The organism is Vreelandella sp. H-I2 (assembly GCF_052959335.1).
In genome coordinates this window covers 96,657-111,357 of sequence record NZ_JBRAMC010000008.1, presented here as the reverse complement: position 1 = coordinate 111,357, position 14,701 = coordinate 96,657, and the positions used below count along the sequence as shown (strand labels likewise).

16 protein-coding genes are annotated in these 14,701 nt (G+C 55.6%); 10 read left to right on the top strand and 6 right to left on the bottom strand.

What is annotated here, in order from left to right:
• Nucleotides 1-92: 92 nt before the first annotated feature.
• The 5 genes from ribA to cheZ all read left to right on the top strand — a co-directional run bounded on the left by ribA (nt 93) and on the right by cheZ (nt 4,320).
• On the top strand, nt 93-728 hold the full coding sequence (gene ribA, locus ACUVOF_RS18735) for a GTP cyclohydrolase II (protein WP_447045776.1): 636 nt from the start codon (nt 93-95) through the stop codon (nt 726-728).
• Between the two features lie 127 nt (nt 729-855).
• The gene (locus tag ACUVOF_RS18730; protein WP_447045775.1) at nt 856-2,025 is read left to right on the top strand and encodes a zinc-dependent alcohol dehydrogenase; all 1,170 of its coding nucleotides are present in this window, start codon (nt 856-858) and stop codon (nt 2,023-2,025) included.
• A 23-nt stretch (nt 2,026-2,048) separates the two neighbouring features.
• Nucleotides 2,049-2,570 carry a hypothetical protein gene (locus ACUVOF_RS18725; protein WP_447045774.1) on the top strand — a complete coding sequence of 174 codons (522 nt, stop codon included), beginning with the start codon at nt 2,049-2,051 and terminating at the stop codon, nt 2,568-2,570.
• A 208-nt stretch (nt 2,571-2,778) separates the two neighbouring features.
• Complete coding sequence (trhA, locus tag ACUVOF_RS18720) at nt 2,779-3,459, top strand: PAQR family membrane homeostasis protein TrhA (protein WP_447045773.1); 681 nt, start codon at nt 2,779-2,781, stop codon at nt 3,457-3,459.
• A 174-nt stretch (nt 3,460-3,633) separates the two neighbouring features.
• On the top strand, nt 3,634-4,320 hold the full coding sequence (gene cheZ, locus ACUVOF_RS18715; RefSeq protein ID WP_447045772.1) for a protein phosphatase CheZ: 687 nt from the start codon (nt 3,634-3,636) through the stop codon (nt 4,318-4,320).
• Nucleotides 4,321-4,328: 8 nt separating this feature from the next.
• Here cheZ and ACUVOF_RS18710 read toward each other — a convergent pair whose 3' ends face one another.
• The 5 genes from ACUVOF_RS18710 to ACUVOF_RS18690 form a co-directional block, all read right to left on the bottom strand.
• Nucleotides 4,329-4,952, bottom strand: coding sequence for a glutathione S-transferase family protein (locus ACUVOF_RS18710; RefSeq protein WP_447045771.1), 624 nt, complete (start codon nt 4,950-4,952; stop codon nt 4,329-4,331).
• 95 nt (nt 4,953-5,047) lie between these two features.
• Nucleotides 5,048-5,812, bottom strand: coding sequence for a co-chaperone DjlA (gene djlA / locus ACUVOF_RS18705; RefSeq protein ID WP_447045770.1), 765 nt, complete (start codon nt 5,810-5,812; stop codon nt 5,048-5,050).
• A 58-nt stretch (nt 5,813-5,870) separates the two neighbouring features.
• Nucleotides 5,871-7,793 (bottom strand): 1-deoxy-D-xylulose-5-phosphate synthase, encoded by a 1,923-nt coding sequence (gene dxs / locus ACUVOF_RS18700; protein ID WP_447045769.1) that lies wholly within the window; start codon nt 7,791-7,793, stop codon nt 5,871-5,873.
• A 2-nt stretch (nt 7,794-7,795) separates the two neighbouring features.
• Nucleotides 7,796-8,689 (bottom strand): (2E,6E)-farnesyl diphosphate synthase, encoded by an 894-nt coding sequence (gene ispA, locus ACUVOF_RS18695; RefSeq protein ID WP_447045768.1) that lies wholly within the window; start codon nt 8,687-8,689, stop codon nt 7,796-7,798.
• Complete coding sequence (locus ACUVOF_RS18690; RefSeq protein ID WP_113270489.1) at nt 8,683-8,973, bottom strand: exodeoxyribonuclease VII small subunit; 291 nt, start codon at nt 8,971-8,973, stop codon at nt 8,683-8,685. The genes ispA and ACUVOF_RS18690 overlap by 7 nt, the downstream gene beginning before the upstream one ends.
• 248 nt (nt 8,974-9,221) lie before the next feature.
• Here ACUVOF_RS18690 and serA point away from each other — a divergent pair, with 248 nt between their 5' ends.
• On the top strand, nt 9,222-10,466 hold the full coding sequence (serA, locus tag ACUVOF_RS18685) for a phosphoglycerate dehydrogenase (protein ID WP_113270490.1): 1,245 nt from the start codon (nt 9,222-9,224) through the stop codon (nt 10,464-10,466).
• Between the two features lie 81 nt (nt 10,467-10,547).
• Here the strand turns inward: serA and ACUVOF_RS18680 are convergent, their stop codons facing one another.
• Nucleotides 10,548-11,237, bottom strand: coding sequence for a pirin family protein (locus ACUVOF_RS18680; protein ID WP_447045767.1), 690 nt, complete (start codon nt 11,235-11,237; stop codon nt 10,548-10,550).
• 208 nt (nt 11,238-11,445) lie between these two features.
• Between ACUVOF_RS18680 and trhO the strand changes: the two genes are divergently transcribed.
• From trhO to ACUVOF_RS18660, 4 genes are all read left to right on the top strand, one after another.
• Nucleotides 11,446-12,396, top strand: a complete 951-nt coding sequence (trhO, locus tag ACUVOF_RS18675; RefSeq protein WP_447045766.1) for an oxygen-dependent tRNA uridine(34) hydroxylase TrhO — start codon at nt 11,446-11,448, stop codon at nt 12,394-12,396.
• Nucleotides 12,397-12,454: 58 nt separating this feature from the next.
• Nucleotides 12,455-13,261 (top strand): enoyl-CoA hydratase, encoded by an 807-nt coding sequence (locus ACUVOF_RS18670; protein ID WP_447045765.1) that lies wholly within the window; start codon nt 12,455-12,457, stop codon nt 13,259-13,261.
• Between the two features lie 155 nt (nt 13,262-13,416).
• A complete protein-coding gene (locus ACUVOF_RS18665) occupies nt 13,417-14,238 on the top strand; it encodes an IclR family transcriptional regulator (RefSeq protein ID WP_447045764.1) in 822 nt (273 codons plus the stop codon).
• A gap of 16 nt (nt 14,239-14,254) precedes the next feature.
• The gene (locus ACUVOF_RS18660) at nt 14,255-14,686 is read left to right on the top strand and encodes a YqaA family protein (protein WP_447045763.1); all 432 of its coding nucleotides are present in this window, start codon (nt 14,255-14,257) and stop codon (nt 14,684-14,686) included.
• Nucleotides 14,687-14,701 lie beyond the last annotated feature (15 nt).

Genomic DNA, 14,701 nt, shown 5'->3' with positions numbered 1-14,701 from the left:
TCGTGAGGCGGGCGCCGCTTCCTGTTAGAATACTTGCCCACTTTGCCAACACTGGTGTGGTTAACTGGTTTGGTCAATCAGCGAGGTAACCTGTGACCATTCGCTTCATTGCCGCTTCTCAACTGCCCACGCCCTGGGCAACTTTTACCATGCATGGCTTCGAAGACGAGGCCACCGGCAAGGATCATATTGCTCTAACGCTGGGTGATGTGACTGGCGACGAGCCTGTGTTAGGGCGGGTGCATTCTGAGTGTTTGACGGGTGATGCGCTCTTTTCAATGCGCTGCGACTGTGGCTATCAGCTACAAGAAGCGCTTAAGCGCATCGCTGAAGAGGGCCGCGGTGTACTGTTTTACCTGCGCCAAGAAGGGCGCGGTATAGGGCTATTAAACAAAATTCGCGCTTACCACCTGCAGGATCAGGGCGCTGATACAGTTGAAGCCAATGAGCAACTTGGCTTTGGTGCCGATATGCGTCGCTACGACCTGTGCGTGCCGATGCTCAACCATCTGGGCATCACATCACTGCGGTTAATGACCAACAACCCACGCAAAGTGGACGCACTGACCCGCGATGGCGTCAACGTAGTGGAACGCCTACCGATTACCACCGGCCTGAACCCCCATAACGAGCAGTATCTTTCCACCAAAGCGGGAAAACTCGGCCATATGATGGCCCTGGGTGACTTCACTCATGCCAGCGATGTGGATATTGAGCGCAAGGGGTGATGACCAGGACATGATGCTGTAGCGACGTCGGAAACTTGCTTTTTTTTAATCTTTTTTGCCCGGCAACTGAGCTATGTTGAATAGAGCAGGAGGCTAACCTAGGGGAAAATGTTAAGGAGAAGCAACGATGAAAGCACTTTGCTGGCACGGCAAAAATGATGTTCGTTATGACACGGTACCGGACCCGGAAATTGAGCACCCTCGCGACGCTATTGTTAATGTAAGTAGCTGTGCGATCTGTGGCTCAGACCTTCATCTATACGATCACTTTATCCCCAGTATGCAATCGGGCGACGTACTTGGCCATGAATTCATGGGCGAGGTGATGGAGGTCGGCAGCGAAGCGAAAAACCTGAAAGTAGGCGATCGGGTGGTGGTGCCTTTCACCATTTTCTGCGGTGAATGCGAACAGTGCCAGCGCGGTAATTATTCGGTTTGTGAGCGTTCTAACCGTAATAAGAGCCTGGCTGATAAGGCGTTTGGCCATGGTGGTGCAGGCCTATTTGGCTATTCACATCTTACGGGTGGGTATGCCGGTGGTCAGGCAGAGTTTGTCCGGGTGCCGTTCGCTGACACCACGCACATTAAAGTGCCCAGCACCCTAACCGATGAACAAGTATTGTTCCTCGGTGACATCTTCCCCACGGGCTGGCAGGCAGCAGTTCAGTGCGACATTCAAGCTACCGACACGGTCGTGGTTTGGGGCGCAGGCCCCGTGGGCCAGTTTTGTGTTCGCAGCGCGGTGCTTTTGGGCGCAAAACAAGTCGTGGTCATCGATAACGTTCCCGAGCGACTCTCCATGGCAGAGGCGGGTGGGGCGATTACTATCAACTTCGACAAAGAAAGCGTTTTGAGCCGATTGAAAGATTTAACCAACGGTAAGGGGCCTGAAAAATGCATTGATGCCGTAGGCCTTGAGGCGCATGCGACCCGTTCACTGGACTCTGTTTATGACCGAGTAAAGCAATCGATGATGTTGGAAAGTGACCGGGCCCACGTACTTCGCGAGATGATCTATGTCTGCCGTCCTGCTGGGGTACTGTCTATTCCTGGCGTCTACGGCGGTCTAGTCGATAAAATCCCCATGGGCGCATTAATGAACAAAGGGCTGACTGTGCGTACCGGTCAGACGCACGTTAATCGTTGGACCGATGATTTGCTCCGTCGCATTGATGAGGGGCAGATCGATCCCTCATTTGTTATCACGCATTCCGTTGGTTTGGACCAAGGTCCCGAAATGTATAAGACCTTTCGCGATAAACAGGATGGCTGCGTCAAGGTGATTCTCAAGCCTTGAACAAGCCAGACACGGAGGTAATGATGCATAAGCCAAGTATGACTCATTCGCAAAGCTCATCAGACAAACTCGCCCGTGGGCTCGGCTGGCTAAGCTTGGGTATGGGGCTCTATAAGCTGCTAGCGCCAGGTAAACTTACCCGTCAGCTCGGTATGCAAGGCAATGAAAACAGCATGCGTGCCTGTGGGGCAAGAGAAATAATGTGTGGTATTGGTGCGCTTTCAGATAACCCCACTCCCGCAATATGGAGCCGCTTGGGAGGCGATGTCATTGATCTTGCCGTACTCACGTATGCCTTAAAAGATGAACACAATACCAAGAAAGAAAACGTCTACTTGGCATTGTCCGTCGTGGGCATCCTTACAGCCATTGATTGCGCCTGTGCCAAGGCATTAAGCCCACGACATGCCTATCAAAGAGGCATAACGCCCGATTACAGTCATCGAAGCGGTTTTCCTCAAGGACTAGCAAGCGCACGGGGGGGCGCTCAAGATTTTCAAGTGCCCGCCGATATGAAAGATGCCTTGCCTTATCCAACGCTTTAAGAGCGTCAGCGAGAATCTGCAGAGAGCAAAGTAATGGCTCTATCAAGAACCGAACTCGGCATGCGTGTCCGGGTTCGGTTTTATTCTGTTAAGTAGAGAACCAACTGCTGCGAGCAGTTTCTTGATGAAGGCGACTCGTCATTTTTGCATGCCCAAGCTATAAAATAATTAAACGACAAAATCGTAAGGGCGTTTAGAGGAGCCTCCAATGAACAGCACTCGTGTCGACGATCCGCTGGGCGAATTCAGCGTTATCGAAGAGTGGCTACACAGTATTACCCACGGTATTGGCGCTGTGCTCAGCCTGGTGGGAATGGTTGTACTGCTGGTTGCGGCGAGCTTAACGGCTCATGTCGACCCATGGAAAATCGTCAGCTTAAGCCTATACGGCACTACTTTGGTGCTGCTTTACACCGCCTCGACCCTTTACCACGGTATTCCTCATCGTCAGTGGAAGCAGCGCTTTCAACTACTGGATCACTGTGCGATCTATCTCCTCATTGCGGGTACTTATACCCCCTTTCTGCTCGTCAATATGCGCGGACCAACGGGCTGGATCTTGTTTGCCGCTGTATGGTCGCTGGCGCTGGTGGGGATTGCCTGCAAGCTACGTTGGCCGCATCGCTTTTCGATGTTACGAGTAGCAATTTATCTCCTCATGGGCTGGATGATCGTACTGGCAGCTGGCGAAATGGCGACAAGCTTATCGGCGAACGGCATCGCACTACTAGCTGCCGGGGGTGTGGTCTACACACTAGGCGTTATCTTTTACGCCGTGCGTGCTATCCCCTATAACCACGCTATTTGGCATTTATTTGTCATTGCCGGAAGCGTCTGTCATTACTTTGCCGTTTATAACGCCGTATTGCCCCATTCCTCATCTACATGAGCTTCGATGGCGGCTTTCTCACAACTATTGTAAGGTCCGTCGACAGACGTTTTATATCATTAGTGTCGCCAATGTTTTTCTCATAAAAAGGTAGTATCGCTTTGAGATACTTATCTTTAATGGGCAAGACCAAAAAGGAGAAGCTTAACGAGCTTTTCCAAAAAGAGGATTAGCATGAGTTCGACAAATAATGCCCACGACTCGACGATGCCGTCGGTGCTGGCAAAGCAAGGCAGCGCCGATGACATGGTTCATCGTATAGGCCACTTAACAAGACTGCTGCGGGACAGTATGAAAGAGCTGGGATTAGATCAGCAGATCTCCCAGGCAGCGCAAGCGATACCTGATGCCAATGACCGGCTCAACTATGTTGCCTCGATGACGGAGCAGGCCGCAGAACGTGCACTAAATGCCGTTGAACGCGCGCAACCCTTGCAAGATAGACTGGAAGATGAAGGCGCCGCGCTTAATAAACGTTGGCAGGCAGCGGTAGCTAATCTCGCGGTGGTAGAAGAAGACCCTAACCTCGTCGAGGAGACGCAGGATTTTTTGGGTAGCAAACTGCCCGCCGCCACCGGCGCTACGCAAAAAGAGTTGCTAGAAATTATGATGGCTCAAGACTTCCAGGATCTCACCGGCCAGGTGATTAAGAAAATGATGGAAGTCATTAAGCTAATCGAAGAACAGCTTGTTCAGGTGTTGGTGGATAATGTTCCTAATATCACCGATGGGGTTAAGACTGACGATGATCGAGATGAACACGCCAGACTACGTAATGGGCCGCAGGTAACCCAAAACAAGACGGACACAGTGGCAGGACAGGATCAGGTAGACGACCTGCTTGATGAGCTTGGCTTTTAAGAGATACTTCAGCTCTTTGCGGCCGTCTGTTCTTTTTCGATTGCCTTAGCCATGGCGGGGCGCTGAGTATGGCGTTTGCGATAGACCTGTAACGGCTCGGGCAAGCGATGCTTCATGCTGACTGCCCACGACAGGGTATGCGTTAAAAACAGATCCGCCAGGGTAAAGGTGTTGCCTACCAGGGTTGCTTGGCCATTGTGGCGGCGCTCCAGAGCGCTTAACGCACGCTGAAACTCCCAGGCACAGACCGGTAAAATGGCGGGTACACGCCTATCTTGGGGCAGGGCAAACTTATGCTTGGCTTGATTCCACAGCGGCTGCTCAATTTCTGTAATGATAAAACTGAGCCATTGATCGACCTGAGCGCGGGCGGCAGGATCGCTGGGTAGCAGCGTTCCATCGCCATAGGTATCGGCTAGATAACGGCAAATGGGCGCCGACTCAAACATCTGAATATCGCCATCCACAATGACCGGTACCTTACCGTCCGGGTGGCGCGCCAAATGCTCGGCTGTTTGGCCCTCCCCTTTATCCAGCGCCACATGCTGGCACTGATACTCCAGGCCTAGCTCCTCAAGCGTCCACGCCGCTCTTAGCGAGCGCGATTGGGGAAAGCTGTATAGCGTAATCATGGCGTGCTCCTGACGACAATAATTGATGCTTCAATATCGATGCTTCAATCTAGCGGTGGTTCGTGGCGCTGTCGATTACCTAAGCATGACGATCTTCAAGCGCTGCCCCGCGCTTCGCGGATCCGCTCGTAGGCATTGCCGATTTCGCTGGTGCGTGCCTGTGCGATATCACGCATGCTCTCGGGCAGGCCTTTGCCGGCCAGTTTGTCCGGGTGGTTTTGGCTCATCAGGCGGCGGTAGGCTTTTTTAATCTCGGTGTCGCTGGCATCTTCAGAGATCCCCAAAACGCGGTAAGCATCTTTAAGGGCTTCTTCGCTGGCGCCTTTGGAGTTAGCGGCCGCGCCGTGCAGCATCGCTTCAATCTGCTGAACTTCGGCATCGCTGCAGCCCACGCCGCGCGCGACGCGCAGGATCATCTCTTGCTCGGCGGGGTGGAGCACACCGTCAGCGGCGATGGCTGAAAGTTGAACCTGGATAAATACTTGGCGTAATACGGGCTGGCGCTGGGTTAACTGGTTAACGGCGGCCAGCTCGGTGTCTAGGTTGAAGTCATCCGCGCGGCCACGCTCAAAAGCAGCGCGGGCCTTGGCGCGCTGTTCGCCCTGAAGCCGCATTTGGTCAAATAACTTCTCGGCTACATCCAGCTCGCCATCCGTTACTTTACCGTCGGCTTGGCAAAGGCAACCCATCACAGAGAAAATCGACTCTAGAAAGCCTTCCTGGATGCGTGTCCGCGCGATATTCAGTCGACGGCTGATGCGCCGCCCCAGCCACCAGCCCAGGCCGCCGCCGATCAATAGCCCCACTGGGCCACCGAACGCAAGACCGATCAGGCCGAAAATAACAATAAGCAATAGCATGGCAATCTCAAATGTCGTTTTAAAGTAAGGGCCTAGGGCCGCAGTCTAGTTCCGCAGTCTATGGCAGACGGGCGCGAATGGCGCGCTCGATGCCTTCGCTATCCAACTGACAGTCGGCAAGCAGCTGTTTGGGTGTGCCGTGCTCCACAAAAGCGTCTGGTAAGCCGAGGTTGAGCACCTCTACCAGCACCCCTTCAGCGTGGAGTAACTCATTCACGGCGCTGCCCGCGCCACCGGCAATCACGTTCTCTTCCAGTGTTACCAATAATTCATGCTCATCGGCAGCATTGAGTATCGCATCGCGATCCAAGGGTTTAATGGAGCGCATATTGATATGGGTAGCGTTAAGCCGTTCGGCGACGTCGGCGGCAGCGCTATTCAGGCTGCCAAATGCCAGCAGTGCGATACGTACGTTATCGTTCGTCGCCTGGCGGCGCACCTCGGCCTTGCCGATGGGAAGCGGTTCAAGGTGGGCAGGGATCTCCACGCCTGGGCCGGTGCCGCGGGGGTAGCGCACCGCAGCGGGGCCAGGATGATGGTAAGCCGCACTGAGCATGGCACGGCATTCGGCTTCATCGGCCGGCGCCAGGATCACCATGCCCGGTACGCAGCGCAGAAAGGAGAGGTCCATGCTGCCATGGTGGGTGGGGCCGTCTTCACCGACGAGCCCCGCCCGGTCAATGGCGAAGGTGACATCCAGATTCTGCACCGCGACGTCATGAATCAACTGATCGTAGCCACGCTGTAGAAAGGTTGAGTAAATCGCCACCACCGGCTTCATGCTTTCGCAGGCCATACCCGCCGCGAGCGTCACGGCGTGCTGCTCGGCAATCGCGACATCGAAATAGCGTTGTGGGTACTCTTTGGAGAAGCGAATCAGGTCGGAGCCTTCGCGCATCGCGGGCGTAATACCCATCAGGCGCGGATCAGCAGCGGCCATATCGCATAGCCAGTCGCCGAACACGTTGCAGTATTTTTTCTTGGCGACGCTCTTAACCGCCGGCTTGCTAACCGTCGAGGCGCTGACCGTGGTGCTTGGCTTCTCCAATTTGGTGATCGCATGGTAGCCAATTTGATCTGCTTCAGCTGGCAGGAAACCTTTACCTTTTACGGTTTTGATATGCAGAAACTGCGGGCCGTCTAGATCACGCAGGTTTTCCAGCGTATCGGTGAGCGATTCGAGGTCGTGGCCGTCGATCGGGCCAACGTAGTTAAAGCCCATCTCTTCAAACAGCGTGGCGGGGCTCACCATGCCTTTCATATGCTCTTCGGTGCGCCGGGCAAGTTCCAATGCGCCGGGCAGATGCGAAAGCACTTTTTTGCCCTCTTCGCGCATCTTGAGATAGGGCTTGCTGGAGAGCACGCGGGCGAGATAGGTCGCCATGCCGCCGACGTTCTCGGAGATCGACATTTCGTTATCGTTGAGTATCACCAACAGGTTGGCATCAACATGGCCCGCGTGGGCAAGGGCTTCAAATGCCATGCCTGCGGTGAGCGCGCCGTCGCCGATAATCGCGCACACTCGCCGTTTATTGCCTTGGGCCTTCGCCGCCAATGCCATACCTAGCGCCGCCGAAATCGACGTACTGGAGTGGCCGACGCCGAAGGTGTCGTACTCCGACTCGGCGCGGCGTGGAAACGCCGCCAAACCGCCGTGCTGGCGAATACTCAGCATTGTCTCGCGCCGGCCGGTGAGAATTTTATGCGGGTAGGCTTGATGGCCCACATCCCAGACCAGACGGTCATGGGGTGTATGGAAGATGTGGTGCAAGGCAACGCTCAGCTCAACCACGCCGAGCCCGGCGCCAAAATGACCACCCGAGACACCCACACTATAAAGTAGATAGGCGCGTAGCTCGTCAGCCAATTGGCCGAGCTGTTGGGCGTTCATGGCCCGCAGGGCCGCGGGGTGGTCAAAGGAGTCGAGCAGCGGCGTCGCGGGGCGCTCGCGGGGTATTTCGTCGAACAGCTTCATGGGCATCTTTAGTGGTCGCGCTCGATCATGTAGTGGGCTAAGTCGGCCAGCGGTGCGGCACGTTCGCCCAATGGGGCGAGCGCGGCAATGGCCTCGTCAATCAGGCTATGTGCTTTTCGTTGAGCGCCCTCAAGCCCCAGCAGACTGGGGTAGGTGGGCTTGGCTCGGGCGGCATCAGCGCCTGACGTTTTGCCTAGCGTAACGGTGTCGCCGATCACGTCCAGGATATCGTCTTGAATCTGAAAGGCTAGACCAATGGCGCGTGCGTAGCGAGTCAACGCGGTTAAGCGGGGGTCATCGTCAGCCACCGCCACCAAGCCGCCCAGACGGACAGCCGCCACAATGAGGGCACCGGTTTTATGGGCATGCATATGAGCCAAGGCGTCAACATCGGGGTGGCCGCCAACGGCGTCTAAATCCAGCGCCTGCCCTGCCACCATGCCATCTCGCCCCGAGGCGACAGCTAACGTGTGTATCATATTCGCCACACGTGGATGGGCAGTGCTGGCGAGTACTTCAAACGCTAGCGCTTGCAGTGCATCGCCGGCCAAAATCGCGCTCGCCTCATCAAAGGCTTTATGCACGGTGGGCTGGCCGCGGCGCAGGTCGTCGTCGTCCATGGCGGGTAAATCGTCATGGATCAGCGAGTAGGCATGGATTAATTCAATGGCCGCGGCGGGCGCATCCAAGTCGTCGTCTTTAGCACCTAGCGCATGGCCGGCCATATACACCAGCAACGGGCGCAGGCGCTTACCGCCCACCAGCAGGCCATGACGCATGGCGGCCTCAAGTCGCGGCGCTACTGCTGGACGACTATCAAACAGGGCTGCCAAAGTGGCATCAACGCGGGCAGTGCTGGTATGGCGCTGGGTGGCAAGCGGACTTTGCTGCGTGGCTACCATGGGGGCGTCTCCTTGCTCTCTTCGTCGGCCGCATCCTTGGGGTCGTCGGGGCCATCAAACGGCGTTACGTTTAGACGGCCTTCGCGGTCTTCACTGAGCGCACGAACCTTAAGCTCGGCGCTATCCAGACGCTGCTGAGCATCGCGCGTTAGCCGCACGCCTTGTTCAAACGCGGTCAGCGCATCTTCCAATGAGAGCTCGCCTGACTCAAGACGTTCAACGATAGTTTCGAGTTGTTCAACCGTCGCGGCAAAATCCTGCGGAGGTGATGTCGTATCGCTCATGGGGTGCGCCTGCAAACCGGTATGTTCTTAAAATAAGCTGAAATAAGCGCACAGTATACACCGACGCCAGGGGGGGGCGTCTGCCTTTCAGCCTACGCTTATAGTAACGACTTGCGTTGTATTCATTGTCAGTACGCACACTTTTCATCATCTAGACCCGGCCTGAATGGAGTGGGCTGTGCTACGATATGCGCCTCCCGTGAACCGATACACGGCGCATGCCGCCGACCATAGAGGTTGATTCAGCCATGGCCAAAACGTCCCTGGACAAGAGCAAGATCAAGATCCTGCTACTCGAGGGCGTCCACCAAAGTGCGGTGGACAATTTTCACAACGCCGGTTATGAAAATATCGAGCATCTTCCCACGTCGCTTGATGAAGACGCGCTGATCGAAAAGATCCGTGATGTGCACTTCATTGGTATTCGTTCCCGCACCCAACTGACTGAGCGCGTGTTCGAGGCGGCCGAGAAGCTGGTCGGCGTTGGCTGTTTCTGTATCGGCACCAATCAGGTCGATTTAACCGCCGCGCTTACGCGTGGTATCGCGGTGTTTAATGCGCCGTATTCCAACACCCGCTCGGTGGCTGAGCTGGTGCTGGCGGAAGCGATCATGCTACTACGCGGTATCCCCGAGAAAAACGCCCGCGCTCACCAAGGGGGCTGGCTAAAGTCGGCCAAGAATTCCCACGAAGCGCGCGGTAAAACCCTGGGTATCGTGGGTTACGGCAGCATCGGTGCGCAGCTTTCCGTACTGGCCGAATCATTGGGCTTCAACGTCATTTATTACGATGTGATCACCAAGTTGGGTATGGGTAACGCCAGTCAGGTCGCCAGCCTGGAAGAGCTATTGGGGCGCGCCGATGTGGTTAGCCTGCACGTGCCCGATCTTGCCTCTACCCGCTGGATGATCGGCGCAAAAGAGATCGCTGCCATGAAGCCAGGTGCGATCTTTATCAACGCCTCTCGCGGTAGCGTCGTTGAAATCGAACCGCTTGCTGAGGCGCTTAAAGCGGGCAATCTTAACGGTGCAGCGGTCGACGTTTTCCCGGTCGAGCCCAAAGGCAACGACGAAGAGTTCGAAAGCCCGCTACGCGGCCTAGAGAACGTGATTCTGACGCCGCACATCGGTGGTTCTACCCTGGAAGCCCAGGAGAATATCGGTATCGAAGTGTCGGAAAAACTGATCACTTACTCCGATAACGGTACCACCGTGACGTCGGTCAACTTCCCCGAAGTGGCGCTGCCCGCTCACCCGGACAAGCACCGCTTACTACACATTCACGACAACGTGCCGGGCGTGCTATCGCAGATTAACCGCGTGCTGTCTGAAAACGGCATTAACATCTCAGGCCAGTATCTGCAGACCAACGAGAAAGTCGGCTATGTGGTCATCGATGTGGATAAAGCCTACGGCCCTCAGGCGCTGGAAGCGTTGCGTGAGGTAGATCACACACTAAAAATTCGTGCGCTCTACTCGTCACAAAATAGCTAATTCTGTTAGCTAAAACATTGTTTCAGAAATTAAACGGCCCCTTAATTGGGGCCGTTTTGGTTAGCGTCGAAAAACAACTAATCAAGCGAGGTCAAACAGCAGCACTTCGCCTGCTTGTTTACCAGTGAGATTAATCGCCTCATCCGGTTGGAACGCTGCAGCGTCGCCTGCGTGAAGCGTCTCACCATTTACTTCCATTTCGCCATTAACAACATGCAACCAAGCGTAGCGCGCAGGCGGCGGGGTTGGCTGTTCGCCAGCGTTGAACAAGCCTGCATAGAGGTTCACATCCTGATTGATGCTAACCGACCCGTCGCGGCCTTCTTCAGAAGCCACTAAACGCCACTGGCCCTGCCGCTCGGCGGTAGGAAAAGCCTTCTGCTCGTAGCTGGGCTTAATGCCGAGTTGTTTAGGCTCAATCCATATTTGCAGGAAATGCAGCTCGTTCTGTTTGGAGTGATTGAACTCGCTATGCAGCACGCCGGTACCCGCCGACATGCGCTGCACATCGCCTGGGCGCATCACCTCACCGTTGCCCATATTGTCTTTATGCTCCATTTCCCCTTCCAGCACGTAGGAAATAATCTCCATGTCCCGGTGAGGGTGGGCGCCAAAGCCATGGCCGCCGGCGACGCGGTCTTCATTGATCACGCGCAGGGCGCGAAAGCCCATGTGGTTGCGGTCAACGTAGTTGGCAAATGAAAAGGTATGGAATGAGCGTAGCCAGCCGTGGTCGGCATAGCCCCGCTCGTTTGAACGACGAATAATCATGGTGTGCTCCGCAGGTTGCGTGAGGGAATAGTGACAATATACGCCTCGTTGGCATCGCGTGGGGTGAAGGTTTCAGCACGTTCCTGTCGAATAAATCGATGCATTAAATGTAATCGCCAGCGCTAAACTTTTGGTTAGCTTTCGAGTAAAATCGCGGCCTGTTTAAACCCGGTCCGCCCTTTACGAGGGCGACTACCTGGAGCACCCCATGACAACCACTCTTCAAACGCCGCCCATCGTGGTCGCGGCGCTGTATAAATTTGTCACCCTGAACGACTTCGAAGCGCTGCGCGAGCCACTGCGGCAAACCATGCTTGATAACGACGTAAAGGGCACGCTGCTGCTCGCCAAAGAGGGCATTAACGGCACAGTCGCTGGCAGTCGTGAAGGTATTGACGGCTTGCTTGCCTGGCTGACCGCTGACCCACGCTTGGCTGATATCGATCATAAAGAGTCTTATTGCGACGAAACCCCTTTCTATCGCACCAAGGTGAAGCTCAAAAAAGAGATCGTCACGTTAGGCGTGCCCGATATCGATCCCAACGACACTGTCGGTACCTATGTTGAGCCCGAAGAGTGGAACGACATCATCGCTGACCCGGAAGTACTGGTGATCGATACCCGCAATGATTACGAAGTGGCGATCGGTAGTTTTGAACGGGCGATTGACCCTAAAACCACTACTTTCCGTGAATTTCCCGAGTATGTGCGTGAGCACTACGACCCGGAAAAGCACAAGAAAGTGGCCATGTTCTGTACCGGTGGCATCCGTTGTGAAAAAGCCTCAAGCTTTATGCTCAAAGAGGGCTTTGAAGAGGTCTATCACCTGAAAGGTGGTGTGCTGAATTACCTGGAAAAAGTCCCGGAAGAGCAGTCGCTATGGCGCGGTGAGTGCTTTGTATTCGATAACCGGGTCACGGTGCGTCATGACTTAAGTAAAGGTGAATTCGAGCAGTGTCACGCCTGCCGCATGCCCATCTCAGCCGAGGAAATGCAGTCATCAGCGTATGAGCCGGGAATCAGCTGCCCCCACTGCATCGACTCGCTGCCAGAGAAGACGCGTGCCGCTGCTCGCGAGCGCCAGCGTCAAATCGATCTAGCGAAACAGCGTGGCGAGCCGCACCCCTTAGGCCGCGACACCCGCCTAATGAAAAAATGAACGAGTGTCTTGTGCGCTAGACTGATGGGCAACGCATTACTCACATTAGGAGTTTTCCATGCCCATCAGCTCAGACAATCCATCTTCTACTGCTTCTCTTCTCCAACGCCTTGAGCATCAAGGCGTCGTAACGTTGACGATGAACGCACCCGAGCGATTTAACGCGCTCTCGGAAGCCATGCTGCAAGCCCTTCAAGAGGCGCTAAGCGATATTGCCGATGATAGCAGCGTGCGCTGCGTGGTACTTGCCGCCGAAGGTAAAGCCTTCTGCGCCGGGCATGACTTAAAGCAGATGCGTGCCAACCCCGATAAAGCCTACTACCAAGCGCTATTTTCCCGCTGTAGCGAAGTGATGCAGGCCATTGTGCACCTGCCGGTACCGGTGATTGCCAAAGTGCAGGGCATCGCTACCGCCGCGGGCTGCCAACTGGTCGCGAGTTGTGACCTGGCAGTAGCGGCGCGCAGCGCCCGGTTTGCCGTCTCCGGCATTAACGTTGGCCTGTTTTGCTCCACCCCGGCCGTACCGCTCTCTCGTAATATCCAACGCAAGCGCGCTATGGAAATGCTGCTCACCGGGGAGTTTATCAGCGCCGATCAGGCCGCCGAGTGGGGCTTGATTAACCGTGTAGCAGAAGACGATGCGCTGGATGAGGCAACTGACGCGCTGACCGCCAGCATCTGCGCTAAAAGCGCTGTGGCAGTGCGAACGGGCAAAGCGATGTTTGCTCGCCAGCTTGCCATGCCACTTGAGGAAGCTTACGCCTTCGCCGGGGAAACAATGGCCTGCAACATGCTGGCTGAGGATGTCAGCGAAGGAATCGATGCGTTCATGACTAAACGATCACCACAATGGCGGCATCGCTGATAAAGCCCGCCAATGAATGGAATTCGTTTCCGAAAGCGCGACAGCGGCTATGTTGGCACGTTATCCTGGCGCCCTTTGTGTTTTAGGAAAGGCATCTTAGTCAAAGGCGCTTTAGGTAAGAGCGCCTTTTGTAAGCGTCTTTAGGAGAAAACCAGGTGAGTGAAGCCAAGCGCAGGACGGTCGGTCGTCCGGCGAATACCGCCAAAGCTAGCGGCGGCCATAGCCAGTCGCTGGTACGCGGCTTAACGTTGCTGGAGTATCTTGCAGCGAGCCCGCTAGGATTAGCCCTTTCGGAAGTGGCAGAAATGGCCGAGTTAGCGCCATCGACGACCCATCGCCTGTTACAGGCGCTGCAAAGCCAGGGGTTTGTGACCCAAGAGAATGAGCAAGGGTTATGGCGAATTGATGTTAAAACCTTCCGTATCGGCAATAGCTTTCTTGAAGCGCGCGATGTGGTGGCGACCAGCCGACCATTGTTGCGCCGCCTAACGGCCGAAACCGGTGAAACCGCTAATTTGGGTATCCGCGATGGGGATACGGCGGTGTTTCTCGCCCAGCATGAATCTCCCCAGATGATGCGTATGATCACTCGCCTAGGCTCCCGCGCGCCGCTGCACGCTTCCGGCGTCGGTAAAGCGCTGCTGGCGTGGATGCCAGATGACGAGCGCGCTCAATTGCTAGATGGCCGTGAGTTGGTAAGAGTGACCGCCAATACGCTTTATCAACCGGAACCCCTGCAAACTGAGATGGCACAGATTCGCGCTCAGGGTTTTGCCTGTGACCGCGAAGAGCATGCTATCGGTTTGCACTGCGTGGCTGCTTGCGTATTCGATGAGCGCAGTACGCCACTGGCGGCGATCTCGGTGTCAGGCCCGATGGCGCGTATTCCTGAGGCTCGATTGTTAGCGCTCGGCGAATTGGTTCGCCAACTGGCGGATGAGATCACCCAACAGTTGGGCGGTCAGGTGCCACGCTAACGTGGCCCGCTGAGCTATGCTGAGCCTGTTTTTTGTCGCCTTGGCGAGCGCTACACTGCTACCCGGTGGGTCAGAAGTGTGGCTGGCGCGATTGTGGTGTCTGGGAGAGGCGCCGCTGGCGCTTTGGGTGGTGGCTACCACGGGGAATACCCTGGGCAGTATGGTCAACGTAGCCCTGGGACGCTATGCACGGCAGTTTCAGGACCGTCGCTGGTTTCCCGCATCACCGCGGGGCTTGGCTCGCGCTGAGGGCTGGTATCACCGCTTTGGCGAGCTGAGCCTGCTGATTTCATGGGCGCCGATTATTGGCGACCCTCTTACCGTGCTAGCCGGTGTGTTTCGATTGCCCTGGTGGCGGGCGTTAGCGTGGATTGTGGTCGCCAAAGGTGCCCGCTACGCCGTGGTATTATTGCTAGCACACCATTGGCTAGCGCCGTTGTGTCAGTGAAACACCTAATTAACC

Bases quoted from the DNA above. Each gene is read 5' to 3' on its own strand.
- ACUVOF_RS18730 (WP_447045775.1), top strand. From the start codon at position 856: ATGAAAGCACTTTGCTGGCACGGCAAAAATGATGTTCGTTATGACACG.
- ACUVOF_RS18725 (WP_447045774.1), top strand. From the start codon at position 2,049: ATGCATAAGCCAAGTATGACTCATTCGCAAAGCTCATCAGACAAACTC.
- trhA (WP_447045773.1), top strand. From the start codon at position 2,779: ATGAACAGCACTCGTGTCGACGATCCGCTGGGCGAATTCAGCGTTATC.
- cheZ (WP_447045772.1), top strand. From the start codon at position 3,634: ATGAGTTCGACAAATAATGCCCACGACTCGACGATGCCGTCGGTGCTG.
- ACUVOF_RS18710 (WP_447045771.1), bottom strand. From the start codon at position 4,952: ATGATTACGCTATACAGCTTTCCCCAATCGCGCTCGCTAAGAGCGGCG.
- djlA (WP_447045770.1), bottom strand. From the start codon at position 5,812: ATGCTATTGCTTATTGTTATTTTCGGCCTGATCGGTCTTGCGTTCGGT.
- dxs (WP_447045769.1), bottom strand. From the start codon at position 7,793: ATGCCCATGAAGCTGTTCGACGAAATACCCCGCGAGCGCCCCGCGACG.
- ispA (WP_447045768.1), bottom strand. From the start codon at position 8,689: ATGGTAGCCACGCAGCAAAGTCCGCTTGCCACCCAGCGCCATACCAGC.
- ACUVOF_RS18690 (WP_113270489.1), bottom strand. From the start codon at position 8,973: ATGAGCGATACGACATCACCTCCGCAGGATTTTGCCGCGACGGTTGAA.
- serA (WP_113270490.1), top strand. From the start codon at position 9,222: ATGGCCAAAACGTCCCTGGACAAGAGCAAGATCAAGATCCTGCTACTC.
- ACUVOF_RS18680 (WP_447045767.1), bottom strand. From the start codon at position 11,237: ATGATTATTCGTCGTTCAAACGAGCGGGGCTATGCCGACCACGGCTGG.
- trhO (WP_447045766.1), top strand. From the start codon at position 11,446: ATGACAACCACTCTTCAAACGCCGCCCATCGTGGTCGCGGCGCTGTAT.
- ACUVOF_RS18670 (WP_447045765.1), top strand. From the start codon at position 12,455: ATGCCCATCAGCTCAGACAATCCATCTTCTACTGCTTCTCTTCTCCAA.
- ACUVOF_RS18660 (WP_447045763.1), top strand. From the start codon at position 14,255: ATGCTGAGCCTGTTTTTTGTCGCCTTGGCGAGCGCTACACTGCTACCC.